The 12,540-nt window shown below is 73.5% G+C and carries 13 protein-coding genes; 7 read left to right on the forward strand and 6 right to left on the reverse strand.

Going from position 1 to position 12,540, the window contains the following annotated elements; all coding sequences use genetic code 11:
* Nucleotides 1-21: 21 nt before the first annotated feature.
* The 3 genes from ACZ4EG_RS30420 to hutU are packed head-to-tail and all read right to left on the reverse strand — an operon-like array spanning nucleotide 22 to nucleotide 4,258.
* On the reverse strand, nucleotides 22-1,383 hold the full coding sequence (locus ACZ4EG_RS30420; protein WP_467792827.1) for a formimidoylglutamate deiminase: 1,362 nt from the start codon (nucleotides 1,381-1,383) through the stop codon (nucleotides 22-24).
* Entirely contained in the window at nucleotides 1,380-2,597 is a 1,218-nt protein-coding gene (locus tag ACZ4EG_RS30425; protein WP_467792828.1) for an allantoate amidohydrolase, read from the reverse strand. The genes ACZ4EG_RS30420 and ACZ4EG_RS30425 overlap by 4 nt, the downstream gene beginning before the upstream one ends.
* Entirely contained in the window at nucleotides 2,594-4,258 is a 1,665-nt protein-coding gene (hutU, locus tag ACZ4EG_RS30430) for a urocanate hydratase (RefSeq protein WP_467792829.1), read from the reverse strand. Before hutU ends, ACZ4EG_RS30425 begins: the two co-directional genes overlap by 4 nt.
* A gap of 162 nt (nucleotides 4,259-4,420) precedes the next feature.
* Between hutU and ACZ4EG_RS30435 the strand changes: the two genes are divergently transcribed.
* The 5 genes from ACZ4EG_RS30435 (at nucleotide 4,421) to ACZ4EG_RS30455 (ending at nucleotide 8,129) form a co-directional block, all read left to right on the forward strand.
* Nucleotides 4,421-5,815 carry a type III PLP-dependent enzyme domain-containing protein gene (locus ACZ4EG_RS30435; protein WP_467793067.1) on the forward strand — a complete coding sequence of 465 codons (1,395 nt, stop codon included), beginning with the start codon at nucleotides 4,421-4,423 and terminating at the stop codon, nucleotides 5,813-5,815.
* A 171-nt stretch (nucleotides 5,816-5,986) separates the two neighbouring features.
* Nucleotides 5,987-6,376: a hypothetical protein gene (locus ACZ4EG_RS30440; protein ID WP_453555086.1), complete on the forward strand. Its 390-nt coding sequence runs from the start codon at nucleotides 5,987-5,989 to the stop codon at nucleotides 6,374-6,376.
* Nucleotides 6,373-7,182, forward strand: a complete 810-nt coding sequence (locus ACZ4EG_RS30445; RefSeq protein ID WP_467792830.1) for a transcriptional regulator — start codon at nucleotides 6,373-6,375, stop codon at nucleotides 7,180-7,182. Before ACZ4EG_RS30440 ends, ACZ4EG_RS30445 begins: the two co-directional genes overlap by 4 nt.
* Before the next feature lie 31 nt (nucleotides 7,183-7,213).
* The gene (locus ACZ4EG_RS30450; protein ID WP_453555090.1) at nucleotides 7,214-7,726 is read left to right on the forward strand and encodes a roadblock/LC7 domain-containing protein; all 513 of its coding nucleotides are present in this window, start codon (nucleotides 7,214-7,216) and stop codon (nucleotides 7,724-7,726) included.
* A gap of 28 nt (nucleotides 7,727-7,754) precedes the next feature.
* Nucleotides 7,755-8,129 (forward strand): roadblock/LC7 domain-containing protein, encoded by a 375-nt coding sequence (locus ACZ4EG_RS30455; RefSeq protein WP_263209534.1) that lies wholly within the window; start codon nucleotides 7,755-7,757, stop codon nucleotides 8,127-8,129.
* 1 nt (nucleotide 8,130) lies between these two features.
* Here the strand turns inward: ACZ4EG_RS30455 and ACZ4EG_RS30460 are convergent, their stop codons facing one another.
* The 3 genes from ACZ4EG_RS30460 to ACZ4EG_RS30470 form a co-directional block, all read right to left on the reverse strand.
* Nucleotides 8,131-8,724 (reverse strand): hypothetical protein, encoded by a 594-nt coding sequence (locus ACZ4EG_RS30460; RefSeq protein ID WP_467792831.1) that lies wholly within the window; start codon nucleotides 8,722-8,724, stop codon nucleotides 8,131-8,133.
* Between the two features lie 98 nt (nucleotides 8,725-8,822).
* On the reverse strand, nucleotides 8,823-9,683 hold the full coding sequence (locus tag ACZ4EG_RS30465) for a MurR/RpiR family transcriptional regulator (RefSeq protein ID WP_453555094.1): 861 nt from the start codon (nucleotides 9,681-9,683) through the stop codon (nucleotides 8,823-8,825).
* Nucleotides 9,680-11,176, reverse strand: coding sequence for an aromatic amino acid ammonia-lyase (locus tag ACZ4EG_RS30470; protein WP_467792832.1), 1,497 nt, complete (start codon nucleotides 11,174-11,176; stop codon nucleotides 9,680-9,682). Before ACZ4EG_RS30470 ends, ACZ4EG_RS30465 begins: the two co-directional genes overlap by 4 nt.
* Nucleotides 11,177-11,336: 160 nt before the next feature.
* On the opposite strand from ACZ4EG_RS30470, the gene ACZ4EG_RS30475 reads away from it, so the two are divergent.
* Nucleotides 11,337-11,999 carry a carbonic anhydrase gene (locus ACZ4EG_RS30475; RefSeq protein WP_453555098.1) on the forward strand — a complete coding sequence of 221 codons (663 nt, stop codon included), beginning with the start codon at nucleotides 11,337-11,339 and terminating at the stop codon, nucleotides 11,997-11,999.
* 77 nt (nucleotides 12,000-12,076) lie between these two features.
* Nucleotides 12,077-12,481 carry a hypothetical protein gene (locus tag ACZ4EG_RS30480; RefSeq protein ID WP_467793068.1) on the forward strand — a complete coding sequence of 135 codons (405 nt, stop codon included), beginning with the start codon at nucleotides 12,077-12,079 and terminating at the stop codon, nucleotides 12,479-12,481.
* The last annotated feature ends 59 nt before the right edge of the window (nucleotides 12,482-12,540 follow it).

The raw sequence follows: 12,540 nt of genomic DNA on the forward strand, positions 1-12,540 counted from the left end.
CCTCAGGGATGACGGTGGGATTCAGCCGCGCAGGGCTTCGACGGCCGTGGCCAGCGCTGACGGCACATCCGGTACGAGGGTGTGGGCGCCGTCGCGTACGACATGGCGGCCGCCCACCAGCGTGTGCCGCACATCCGCCGCGGAGGCGGCGAATACGGCTGTCTCCGCGCCGAGTCGCGGCAGCGGCCCCGCTGTCCTGACCGAGTCGAGGGAGATCGTCGTCAGGTCGGCGAGCGCACCGGCCTCGATGGTGCCGGCCTCGTCCCAGCCCAGGGCCCTGTGACCGTCCGGCGAGGCCGCGCGCAGCAGTGCCGCAGCTGTCCAGTGGCCCCGGGAGCGGGTGCGCAGCCGCTCGTTCAGCTCCATCGCGCGTGCCTCTTCGAGCAGGTCGATGACCGCGTGGCTGTCGGAGCCGAGGGACAGGGGGGAGCCCGCGCGCTGAAGGGCCACGGCGGGGCCGATGCCGTCGGCCAGGTCGCGTTCCGTCGTCGGGCACATGCAGGTGCCGGTGCGGGAGCCGCCGAGCAGGGCGATGTCCTCGTCGGTCAGGTGCGTGTTGTGGACGCCGGTGGTGCGCGGGCCGAGGACGCCGTGGTCGGCGAGGAGCCGGGTGGGGGTGCAGCCGTGCGCCTCCTGGCAGGCGTCGTTCTCGGCGGTCTGCTCGGACAGGTGCACATGGAGCGGGGCCCGCCGCTCCTCGGCCCAGCGCGCCACCGTCGCCAGCTCCCGCGCGGGCACGGCCCGTACGGAGTGGATGGCCGCCCCGATCCGTGCGTGATCCCGTTCCTTGAGAACTGAACAGCGTTCGGCCCAGGCCTCCGCGCTGCCGTCGGAGAAGCGCAGCTGGTGGGTGTTGGGCGGCTGTCCGAAGCCGGAGGACAGATAGGCGGTGTCGAGGAGGGTGATGCGGATACCGGCTTCGGCGGCGGCCGCGACGAGTGCCTCGCCCATGGCGTTGGGGTCGGCGTACGGGGTGCCGCCGGGCGCGTGGTGCACGTAGTGGAACTCGCCGACCGCCGTGACACCCGCGAGCGCCATCTCCGCGTACACGGCGCGGGCGAGGGCGTGGTAGGTCTCCGGGGTCAGCCGGTCGGCGACCGAGTACATGACCTCGCGCCAGGTCCAGAAGGTGCCGGAGCCGACCTGGACGGTGCCGCGCAGGGCGCGGTGGAAGGCGTGGCTGTGGGCGTTGGCGAGCCCGGGGAGGGTGAGGCCGCGGAGGATCTCGGCACCGGGGGGCGGGGTGGGCACGCCGGTGCGGACGGCGGTGATGCGGCCGTCGGCGCCCGCGGCACCGCCGCCGATCGACACCGTGACGGCCACGCCCGGCTCGACGTGGGTGTCGAGCCAGGCGTGCTCCAGCCAATAGGTCCGTGTGGTCACCTGCGGGCCAGCCCTTCCAGTACGTCGGCGAGCGCGGTCACCCCGGCCACACAGTCGTCCTCGGCCGCGAACTCGGCCGGGGAGTGCGAGACGCCGGAGGGGTTGCGCACGAACAGCATGGCGGTCGGAATGCTCCCGGAGAGGATTCCGGCGTCGTGTCCGGCGCCGGTCCCCAGGACGGGCACCGTGAGGTCGGTGTCCTTGCCGAGGATGCGGGCGAGTTCGTCGCGCAGGGCGTGGTCGAACTCGACGACCGGCGTGAAGGACTCACGGACGACGTCGAGGTCGACGCCGTGCGCGGCGGCGTACTCACGGGCCGCCTTCTCCACACCGCCCACGACGGTGTCGAGGGTCTCCTGGTCGGCGGCCCGGGAGTCGAGCCAGCCGCGCACCAGGGAGGGGATGGCGTTGACGCCGTTCGGCTCGACGGCGATCTTCCCGAAGGTGGCCACGGCACCGGCGAGCCCGGCCTCACGGCGGGCGGCGAGCACGGTCTCGGCGTACGACAGCATCGGGTCGCGCCGGTCCACCAGCCGGGTCGTGCCGGCGTGGTTGGCCTCGCCGCGGAAGTCGAACCGCCAGCGGCCGTGCGGCCAGATGGCGCTGGCGATGCCGACCCGGTCGCCGCTCAGGTCCAGAGCCCGGCCCTGCTCGACATGGAGTTCGACGAAGGCGCCGATCCGGGCGAGCCGCTCCGGGTCCGGTCCGATGGCGTCGGGGTCGTACCCGGCGGCCTCCATGGCCTTCGGGAGGCTGATCCCGTCGCCGTCGGTCAGCCGGTGCGCCTGCCCGACGGTGAGCTCTCCCGCGGTGAGCCGCGATCCGACACAGGCGAGCCCGAAGCGGGCGCCCTCCTCGTCGCCGAAGTTCACGATGGCGAGGGGCCTGCTGAGCTCCGTCCCCCTGACCCGCAGTTCGTCGAGGGCGGCGAAGGAGGACACGACGCCGAGGGGCCCGTCGAAGGCCCCGCCGTCCGGCACGGAGTCCAGGTGCGACCCGGTGACGACGGCGTCGCCCGCGGCGGGGTCGCCGAGCCAGGCCCACTGGTTGCCGTTGCGGTCGACCTCGTAGGCGAGCCCGCGCGTCTCGGCCTGCGCCTTGAACCACTCCCGGCACTCGGCGTCGGCGCCGGTCCAGGCGTAGCGGCGGTAGCCGCCGGAGGCGGAGCTGCGGCCGATCGGCAGCAGCTCCGCCCACATGCTGTGGAAGGTCACGCCTCGTCACCCTCGCGCATGGGCACCCGCACACCGCGCTCGGCGGCCACCGACTCCGCGATGTCGTACCCGGCGTCCACGTGCCGGATGACGCCCATGCCAGGGTCGTTGGTGAGGACACGGCGGATCTTCTCGCCGGCGAGACGGGTGCCGTCGGCGACGGTCACCTGGCCGGCGTGGATGGAGCGGCCCATGCCGACGCCGCCGCCGTGGTGGATGGAGACCCAGGAGGCGCCGGAGGCCACGTTGACCATGGCGTTGAGCAGCGGCCAGTCGGCGATCGCGTCGGAGCCGTCGAGCATGGCCTCGGTCTCGCGGTACGGGGAGGCGACGGAGCCGCAGTCGAGGTGGTCGCGGCCGATGGCCAGCGGGGCCGCCAGCTCGCCGGAGGCGACCATGTCGTTGAAGCGCTCGCCGGCCTTGTCGCGCTCGCCGTAGCCGAGCCAGCAGATACGGGCGGGCAGGCCCTGGAAGTGGACGCGCTCGCCGGCCATCTTGATCCAGCGGTGCAGGGACTCGTTCTCGGGGAAGAGCTCCAGGATCGCCTTGTCGGTCTTGGCGATGTCCGAGGCCTCGCCGGACAGGGCGGCCCAGCGGAAGGGGCCCTTGCCCTCGCAGAACAGCGGGCGGATGTAGGCGGGGACGAAGCCGGGGAAGGCGAACGCCCGGTCGTAGCCGGCCAGCTGGGCCTCGCCGCGGATGGAGTTGCCGTAGTCGAAGACCTCGGCGCCGGCGTCCATGAAGCCGACCATCGCCTCGACGTGCCGGGCCATGGACTCACGGGCGCGGGTGGTGAAGCCGGCCGGGTCCTTGGCGGCGGCGGAGGCCATGTCCTCGAACGCGACGCCCACCGGCAGGTACGACAGCGGGTCGTGGGCGGAGGTCTGGTCGGTGACGATGTCGATGGGGGCGTTCATGGCCAGCAGCTGCGGGACCAGTTCGGCCGCGTTGCCGAGGACGCCGATGGACAGCGGGCGGCGGGCGTCGCGGGCCTCGGTGGCCAGCTGGAGGGCGTGGTCCAGGCTGTCGGCCTGCACGTCCAGGTACCGGTGCTCGATGCGCCGCTCGATGGCGCGCGGGTCGCAGTCGATGCAGATCGCGACGCCGTCGTTCATCGTCACGGCGAGCGGCTGGGCGCCGCCCATGCCGCCGAGGCCGGCGGTGAGGGTGATCGTGCCGGCGAGGGTCCCGTTGAACTTCTTCGTGGCGACGGCGGCGAAGGTCTCGTAGGTGCCCTGGAGGATGCCCTGGGTGCCGATGTAGATCCAGGAGCCCGCGGTCATCTGGCCGTACATGGTCAGGCCGAGGGCCTCCAGCCGGCGGAACTCCTCCCAGTTGGCCCAGTCGCCGACCAGGTTGGAGTTGGCGATCAGGACGCGCGGGGCCCATTCGTGGGTCTGCATGACGCCGACCGGGCGGCCGGACTGGACCAGCATGGTCTCGTCCTGCTTGAGGGTGCGCAGCGTGCGGACCATGGCGTCGAAGGAGCGCCAGTCACGGGCGGCCTTGCCGGTGCCGCCGTAGACGACGAGCTTGTCGGGGTGTTCGGCGACCTCGGGGTCGAGGTTGTTCTGGAGCATCCGCAGGGCGGCCTCCTGCTGCCATCCCAGGGCGCTCAGTTCCGTACCGCGCGGCGCTCGTACGGGGCGGGGTCCTGACATGGTCTGCCTCCTAGCGGATTGCTCCCAGTGGATTGTTACTGCGTCTATTCACATCCTGGCGCTCTGAATAGAACTAGTCAATACATCGGCGTGCCCGCATCCGCGCGTCGCGGGTGTTTGGCTGGATGCATGGGTGCGGACAGCGGCAGGACGGGGGGCGTCATGGGCAGCGGTGACACCGGGTACGAGGGCGGCGGGCACGGGGACGACGCGGAGCGGGTCGCCCGGCGCGACGAGGCGGTGCGGGCCGCGGTGGAGCGGGGGCTGGTCGGGCTCTCGGCACCCGTCGCCGGACTGCTGGACGTCACCGGCATCCGGGAGTCGGCGGCGGCGCTGCGGGCGGCGTTCGACGCCGTGGTGGCACCGGGGACGCCGGTGCTGCACGCCTTCGCCGTGAAGGCGACCCCGCTGGTGCCGGTGCTGCGACTGCTGGACCAGGCGGGCGTGGGCGCGGAGGTGGCCAGCCCGGGCGAGCTGGCGCTGGCGCGGGCGGCCGGGATCCCGCCGGCCCGCACCGTCCTCGACTCGCCCGCCAAGACCCTGGCCGAACTGCGCGAGGCACTGGCGCTGGGGATCGCCGTCAACGCGGACAGCCCGCAGGAACTGGACCGCATCGACGCGCTGATGCGGTCGGCCCCCAGCCGCTCCCCGCTGGGAATCCGGGTGAATCCGCAGGTCGGCGGCGGTTCGATCGAGGCGACCTCGACGGCGACGGCGACCTCGAAGTTCGGGGTGGCACTGCGCGACGAGGGGGCCCGGGAGTGGGTCGTAGGGGCGTACGCGGACCGTCCGTGGCTGACCCGGCTGCATGCGCACACCGGCTCGCAGGGCATTCCGCTGTCGCTCCTGGCGCAGGGCGTGGCGGAGACGTACGCGCTCGCCGAGGAGATCAACACGCGCGTGGGGCGGCGGCAGATCGACACTCTCGACATCGGCGGCGGGCTGCCGGTGAACTTCGAGTCGGACGCGACGACACCGACGTACGCGCAGTACGCGCGGCTGCTGGGCGAGGCGGTGCCGGGGCTGTTCGACGGGCGGTACGGGCTGGTGACCGAGTTCGGCCGGTCGCTGCTGGCCAAGCACGGGACCGTGGTGGCACGGGTGGAGTACACCAAGAGCGCCGGCGGACGGCGGGTCGCGGTGACGCACGCGGGCGTGCAGGTGGCGACGCGGACGGTGTACGTGCCGGGGGCGTGGCCGCTCAGGATCGCCGCGTACGACGCGAAGGGGCGCCCCAAGCCGGGGCCCGAGGTGGTGCAGGACGTCGCGGGTCCCGCCTGTTTCTCGGGCGACCTGCTCGCCGAGGGGCGCGCCCTGCCGCCGCTGGAGCCGGGCGACTACGCGGCGGCGCTGGACACGGGCGCGTACTACTTCGCCCACCACTACGCGTACAACTCCCTCGTCCGGCCCGGGATCCACGGCTTCGTGCCCGACGGGTCGGGGGGCGTGACCTTCGCGACGGTGCGCGAGCCGCAGACGCTCGATCAGATCGTGGCCGATTCGGGAGGGGCGCACGCGTCCGCCCTCACCACCCTTCGGGCAGCCGGAAGCCGTTGACGCACCCCGACTGCTATGGCGATCAACTGGAGTGACACACAGGCAAGTTGACCCACCCTAGCCCCGCGGACGCATGTTCCACCGGAAAATGCCAGAAGAGTCACTCCCCCCGCACACGTTGCGTAGTGTCTCCGTCACTCAGCCGGAGTTCCAGGTGGGAGGGGAACCGCGGTGCCCGGAATCGACGAGTGCCTGCTGGAAGCGATGCGACTGCCCGGTGCCCGGGGCGCGGCGCTCGTGGACTGGACGAGCGGACTGGCCCTGGGCACCGTCGGGGAGGCTCCCGGCGGTGACCACGAGACAACCGCGGCCGAGGCCGCCGAACTGGCCCGGCTGGCCGCCGAGCACGGGGCGTTCGCGTCCGGCGACCCGGACGGCGAGCGGCCACCGGTCGAGGACCTGATCATCAGCAACCACGACAGCTACCACCTACTGCGGTTCGTGGTCACGTCCTTCGACAGCACCGTGTTCCTGCATCTGTGGCTGGCCAGGGCGGACGGCAACCTCGCGCTCGCCCGCATCCGGCTCGGCGAGATGGCGGATCGGCTGGTACTGGCATGACCGTGGTCGGGACGCCTCCGCCCCTGCCCGTACGGGACAAGGTCGGCGCACGCGAGCGCGGCCAGGGCGACCTCTCGCCGATGCTGACCCGGCTCGCCGACGAGCGGGCCACCGGCGTCCTCGTCCGCGAGAACGGCAGCCTGCACCTCGCCGAGGGCCGCGTGGTGCACGCCGAGAGCCCCCTCGCCCCCGGCCTCGACGTGCTCCTCACGGCCCACGGCACGCTCGACGCGGCGGACTGGCTGCGGGCCGCGGGCCGGGCCGACGGCGCGCCCGGCATCGCCCGCCGGCTGCTGGAGGCCGGCCGGCTGACCACGGGCACGCTGGAACTGTGCCACCTGGGCGCGCTGTACGACGCCGGGTACTTCGCCCTGGCGCCCAGCAGCACCCCGGGCCGCTTCCGGTACGGCGCCGCACCCCACCCGGCCACCCTGTGCCCGGTGCCGGTCATCGCCCTGGAGCGGGAGACGCTGCGCCGCCGCGCCCTGCTGCACCGCATCTGGCCGGACCCGGCGACCGACAGCGGGCCGCTGATCCGGGCCGACCCGGTGGCCGCTCCGCCGGTCTCGGCCCGCCAGCAAGCGGTCCTGGAGCGGGTGAACGGCGTCCGCACGGCCCTGGACATAGCCAGGGAGCTGGGCCGGAAGGCGTTCCACACGCTGGTGGACATACGCCGGCTGGCGGCGGCGGGACTCGTCTCGCCGGGTCCCACGGTGCCCGGACCGGCACCCCCGCCCCTTCCCCAGGTCACCGACCCCGACATCGCGCTGCTGAAGAGGCTCAGGAATGCGCTGGAGGCCCTTTGAACGGCAACGACCCGCCGAGAGGAGAGATCTGATGGCGGCCGAGTCCGACATCCTGGACGAACTGCGTCGGCTGCGCAGCCGCGTTCCCCAGCTCACCGGCGCCCTGGCGGCCGGTGTGGACGGCCTGGTCGTCGCCCAGGACGCCCCCGGCGTCGACCCGGAGGGCCTGGCCGCGCTCACCGCGGCCGCGCTCGGCGTCGCCATGCGGATGGCGGACGCCACCGGGCAGGGCGACTTCCGGGAACTGCTGGTCCGCGGCATGGACGGCTATGTCGCCACCTACGCGGCGGGCCGCAGCGCCGTGCTGACCCTGCTCGCCCAGGACCGGGTCAACGTCGGCCGGCTGCACCTGGAGGGCCGCCGGGCCGGCGCCCGGATCGGGGAGCTGGTCGACGCGGCAGAGGCCGCCGCGGCCAAGCGGGCGGGGCGAGCGGGCCCCGCGGCCAGGACACCCGCCGTGCGCACGAGAGCCACCCGCACACCACGAACCACCGCAGGCGAAGCGCGCCCGGCGACCGACGCGCGCACCGCAACCGACAGTTGAGAAGCAGCAAAGGAAAAGAGGCAGCACCATGGCCAACGCCGAGACCTCGCTCAAAGAGGCCCTCACCTCCATCGAAGGGGCCACCGGAGTCGCGCTCGTCGACTACACCAGCGGCATGGCGCTGGGCACGATGGGAGGCAGCAAGAGCTTCGACCTGAACGTGGCCGCCGCCGGCAACACGGACGTGATCCGCGCCAAGATGCGCACCATGGAGCACCTCGGCCTGAAGGGCGACATCGAGGACATCCTGATCACGCTGTCCAACCAGTACCACCTGATCCGGCTGCTCAAGGGGCGCGGCGGCAACGGTCTGTTCCTGTACCTGGTCCTCGACCAGTCCCGGGCCAACCTGGCGATGGCCCGGCACCAGCTCAAGAGGATCGAGGAGGACCTGGAGGTCTGAGTCAGACGAGCGCCGCGGTGCGGCGGCGGGCCCCGCCCGGGGCCGCGTCGCCCGCCGCGATGCCGGTCCCGCGATAGGCCTTGACGGCCTTGCCCGCGGGACGCCCGCCGCGCCCGTCGAGCCAGTCGACGCGCAGCCACAGCAGTGTGTCCTCGGCCCGCTCGCGGCGGCCCAGCCAGGCGGCCTTCAGCCGCAGCCCGGCGCCGGTCCCGGCCAGCAGCATGCCGCCCGCAGCGGGCACGGCGAAGGAGCTGCCGAGCGCGACGGCGCAGGCGAGCAGCAGCCACCAGCGGTGGCCCCGGCGCCAGTTGCGCACGGTCACCGCACGGTCCTGGAGCACATCGTGCTTGCCCGCACGGGCCGTGCCCCGGGCCAGGGCGGCGTACCGCCGACGGCGCGCGTAGGCCACGACGGCGGCGCCGACGAGGAAGAGTGCGGCCCCGGCCATGACGCCGATCCGGCGCCCGGTCACCCCAGGCGGCAGGACGCCGATGCCCGCCGCGAACACCCCGCACCACCACAGCGGCGCCGCCCCGGCCCGTACGACGACGGCCACCCGGGCCAGTCCCTGTCCTCCGCGTGCTCCGCGCGCCACGCTCCGCCTCCTCGTCCTCGCGGCACAGTCCGTAGGGCGGGCACGCTAACGAGCGAAGGTGAGACGAGTCTGAGAGCGGCGCGGCGGGAGACGCCGGGTCACTCCACGAACAGCCCCCGTGCCGTCGCCCGCGCGTCGAACTCCTCCAGCCGGACCTGCGCGTCGGGCAGGTCGTCGCACATGGCCTCCAGCAGCACCCGTCCCAGCAGCATGGGCGCGCACGCGGTGTCGAAGGCGAGCCCGGTGCCGACGGCGGCCGGCAGCAGCAGGTCGGAGTGCTTGGCGACCGGCGCGAAGGCCGAGTCGGCGACCGCGACGACCGTCAGTCCGCACTCCTTGGCGTACGCCAGGGTGTCGACGACCTCGCGCGGATGCCGCGGCAGCGCGAAGCACAGCAGGGCCGAGGCGCCCGCGCGCACGGCCGCGTCGATGCGGTCCTGGACCATCGTGCCGCCCTGGTCGAGCAGCCGGACGTCCGGGTGGACCTTGGCGGCGAAGTACGCGAAGCCGTAGGCCTGGGAGGCCGCGGCCCGCAGTCCGAGCACGGGCAGCGGGCGGGATGCGGCGAGGATCCGGCCGGCCTTCTGCACCGGCCGCGGATCGGCCAGCACCTCGGCCAGGTGCCGCAGGTTCTCGATCTCGGCCTCGACGGCCTGCTGGTACTCGTTGTACGACCCCGGGCCCGCGGCGGGTTCGGCGGGCACCACCTCGCGCAGATGCCTGCGCAGGGCCGGATAGCCGTCGAAGCCGAGGGCGACCGCGAAACGGGTCACGGACGGCTGGCTGACCCCGGCCAGTTCGGCCAGCTCCACGCTGGACAGGAACGGCACGTCGGCGGCCCGCCGCACCATGCTGTGCGCGATGCGCCGCTGGGTCGGTGTGAGCCGGTGCCCCTCGAACAGCGTCTGCAGCCGTGTGGCAGGGCTGTCCGTCACACCCGTACTCCTGTCGACGCTCATGTCCCGCTCCCCCTCCAGATGTCCGTGAACCGGTCAAGCAGTGCGGCCGCCGACGTCACGTCGTGCGTGAGCGGGCGGTCGGCCGGGTCCTCGTCGAGCACCGACTCGGCGAGCGCCAGCGCCCGCCCCGCCGGAAGCTCCGGGCCGGGCTTCAGATCGCGCTGGCGCAGCGCCCGTACGGCGGCCACGAGTTCGCAGCCGACCACCAGACGGTACGCACCGCAGGCGCGCAGCGTCTGGCGGGCGGCCAGCGAGGCGAAACTGGCCTGTTCCTCGACGCCCCGGGAGAGTACAGCGTGCCCGAGCGACGCGGGGGCGGAGAAGGCCCGCAGATCGCCGAGGGCGGCTCCGGCGGCGTACTCCAGGATCATCACGCCGGACGAGGCCGGCTCGTGGTCGGCCAGAAAAGGGCGCAGTCGGGTGTAGGCGGGCTCGTTGAGGGTGGACAGGCGGGAGGTCGACAGGCGGGCCACCTGGGTGACCGCGAGCCTGAAGTGGTCCAGGGCGAGGGCGAGTTGGGCCTGGTAGAAGCCGCCGTGGTGGTAGGCGGCCAGGTCCTCGGGGGAGATGAGCGGGTTCTCCGCGGCCGCGTTGATCTCCACGGTCAGCACCCGCTCCAGCGCGTCCGCCGCGTCATGGGCGGGGCCGTGGATCTGGGGCAGGCAGCGGAAGCCGTAGGGGTCCTGGATCCGGCCGAGCGGCGGGACCGGCCGGTCGGCCGCGCCGGTCAGCTGCCGCATCCGCCGGGCGACCTCGACACTGCCCCGGTGCGGTCGGGCGGCATGGACGGGGGCGGCGTACGCCTCGTGCGAGCCGTCGACGGCGAGCAGCGAGAGGGCGGCGACGACCTGGGTGGCCTCGATGAGCCCGCGCAGTTCGTGCAGGGCGAGCGCGGACTGGCCGAGGGTGAGGGCGTTGCTGCTGATCAGGGCGAGGGCGTCGTTGTTGTCCAGGGGCTGGGGCGCGGGCGGCTCGGCGCCCCGCCACGGGTGCTCCCCGACCAGCGCCAGCCCGGCCTGTGCCAGCGCCGCGATGTCGCCGGTGCCGACCGAGCCGAACTCGTTGACGACGGGATACGCGCCCGACTCCAGTGCCTCGCACAGGGCCGTGATCACGCCGGGCCGCAGTCCGGCGCCGCCGGTGAGCAGCTGGTTGGCGCGGATGGCGAGCATCGCCCGCACCTGGCGGGCGGGCAGCTCCGCGCCGATGGCGCCGGCGTGGCTGCGCAGCAGGCGCAGCCCGTGTCCGGCGGCGGCCTCGGTCGGCACGTCCTCGTTGCGGTTGGCGCCCACGCCGGTGGAGCGGCCGTACACGCGTCCGGTGGCGGCGATCTGGCGGGCGGCGTTCCAGGACTCCTCCGCGCGCCGCATCGCGTCGCTCCCCGGTACCGGCCGCACGGTGCCGTCGGCGAGACGCACGACGTCCTCGACGCCGAGGCCGATCCCGTCGAGGACCACGAGTCGGGAGTGCACGGATGCGGGTGCGTCCACCATGCCCCTCTCTGTTCAGCCGGTCTATTCACCCAACAAGAACTCTGCATGATGCTATGCAGCCGGGCAAGGGACACCAAGAGTCGTTAAACAGCAACGCACCGTGATGCGACGGGTGCATACGGTGATGGTGCGCTGCAGGCACGACACCGGAGGAAGCGCCATGGCCTCCCCCCGCAGGACCTTTCTGGCCGCCACGGCCGTCGGCGCGCTGGCCGCCGCCCCGCCGCCGACGGCCGGCGTCCCCCGCCCCCGCCCGGTCACCGCCCGCGCGGCGCTCGACCGGCTGCTCGCCGGCAACCGGCGCTTCGCCTCCGGACGCCCCCGGCACCCCCACGAGTCCAAAGGGGTGCGCCGGACGCTCGCGGCCGGGCAGCACCCGTTCGCGGTGATCGTCGGCTGTGTCGACTCGCGCGTACCGCCGGAGCTGGTCTTCGACCAGGGGCTCGGTGACCTGCTGTGCACCAGGACCGCCGGCGAGGTCCTCGACGAGGCGGTGCTCGGGTCCATCCAGTACGGCGTCGAGGAACTGCGCATTCCGCTGGTGCTGGTCCTCGGGCACGAGCGGTGCGGGGCGATCGCGGCGACGCTCGGCCATGTGCGGTCCGGGGCGCCCGTGCCGGGACATCTGGAGCTGCTGGTGGCCGAGATCGCCCCCGCCGCGCACCGCACCCGCGCGGTCCCCGGCGACTGGGCCGAGCACGCCATGCGGGCCCACACCGCCTGGGTCCGGGACGCCATCCGCGCCGACCCGGCATTCGCCCCGGCCCGGGTCGACGCCGCGCGCTTCGACCTCGGCACCGGGCTCGTCTCCCTGCTGCCCTGACAGCCCCCGCGCCGGCTGGGGGGATATCCCCAGTGCGGCGCGGGCCCCGGCTCCCTAACGTGGCCCGTATGACGGGAATGGAAGCGCAGGACGCCGACCTGAAGAAGGAACTCGACGCCACTTTGCGGGCCCGCAGGGAACTCGGCGAGGAGTACGAGCCGGCGCTGGTCGACTCCTTCCTGGAGAAGGTCGACCAGCGGATCGACGCCGCGGTCGAGCGCCGGCTGCGCAGGCAGCTCGCCGAGCAGCAGATGCAGGTCGCCCGCGGGGCCAGGTCCCCGAGGGGAACGGACTCATGGGGCGAGCGCTTCGGCTTCGCCATCGTCTCGCTGGTGCTGGCGATCCCGCTGTCCGCGATCGGCGGCGGCATCGGACACCTGCCCGGTCTCATCACCGCCTGGATCGGCATCGTCGGCGTCAACGTGGTCCAGGCCGTCCGTCTCAATCCTGGTCTGTTCCGCCGCCCAGACCGGGAGGACTGAGGCGTTGCCCGGCAGTTGAAAAGCGACGACGGCCGCAACCATTGGTTGAGGAACCACGA

The organism is Streptomyces sp. NPDC025638, assembly GCF_055558775.1.

Bases quoted from the DNA above. Each gene is read 5' to 3' on its own strand.
- hutU (WP_467792829.1), bottom strand. From the start codon at position 4,258: ATGTCAGGACCCCGCCCCGTACGAGCGCCGCGCGGTACGGAACTGAGC.
- ACZ4EG_RS30435 (WP_467793067.1), top strand. From the start codon at position 4,421: ATGGGCAGCGGTGACACCGGGTACGAGGGCGGCGGGCACGGGGACGAC.
- ACZ4EG_RS30445 (WP_467792830.1), top strand. From the start codon at position 6,373: ATGACCGTGGTCGGGACGCCTCCGCCCCTGCCCGTACGGGACAAGGTC.
- ACZ4EG_RS30450 (WP_453555090.1), top strand. From the start codon at position 7,214: ATGGCGGCCGAGTCCGACATCCTGGACGAACTGCGTCGGCTGCGCAGC.
- ACZ4EG_RS30455 (WP_263209534.1), top strand. From the start codon at position 7,755: ATGGCCAACGCCGAGACCTCGCTCAAAGAGGCCCTCACCTCCATCGAA.
- ACZ4EG_RS30465 (WP_453555094.1), bottom strand. From the start codon at position 9,683: ATGAGCGTCGACAGGAGTACGGGTGTGACGGACAGCCCTGCCACACGG.
- ACZ4EG_RS30470 (WP_467792832.1), bottom strand. From the start codon at position 11,176: ATGGTGGACGCACCCGCATCCGTGCACTCCCGACTCGTGGTCCTCGAC.
- ACZ4EG_RS30475 (WP_453555098.1), top strand. From the start codon at position 11,337: ATGGCCTCCCCCCGCAGGACCTTTCTGGCCGCCACGGCCGTCGGCGCG.
- ACZ4EG_RS30480 (WP_467793068.1), top strand. From the start codon at position 12,077: ATGGAAGCGCAGGACGCCGACCTGAAGAAGGAACTCGACGCCACTTTG.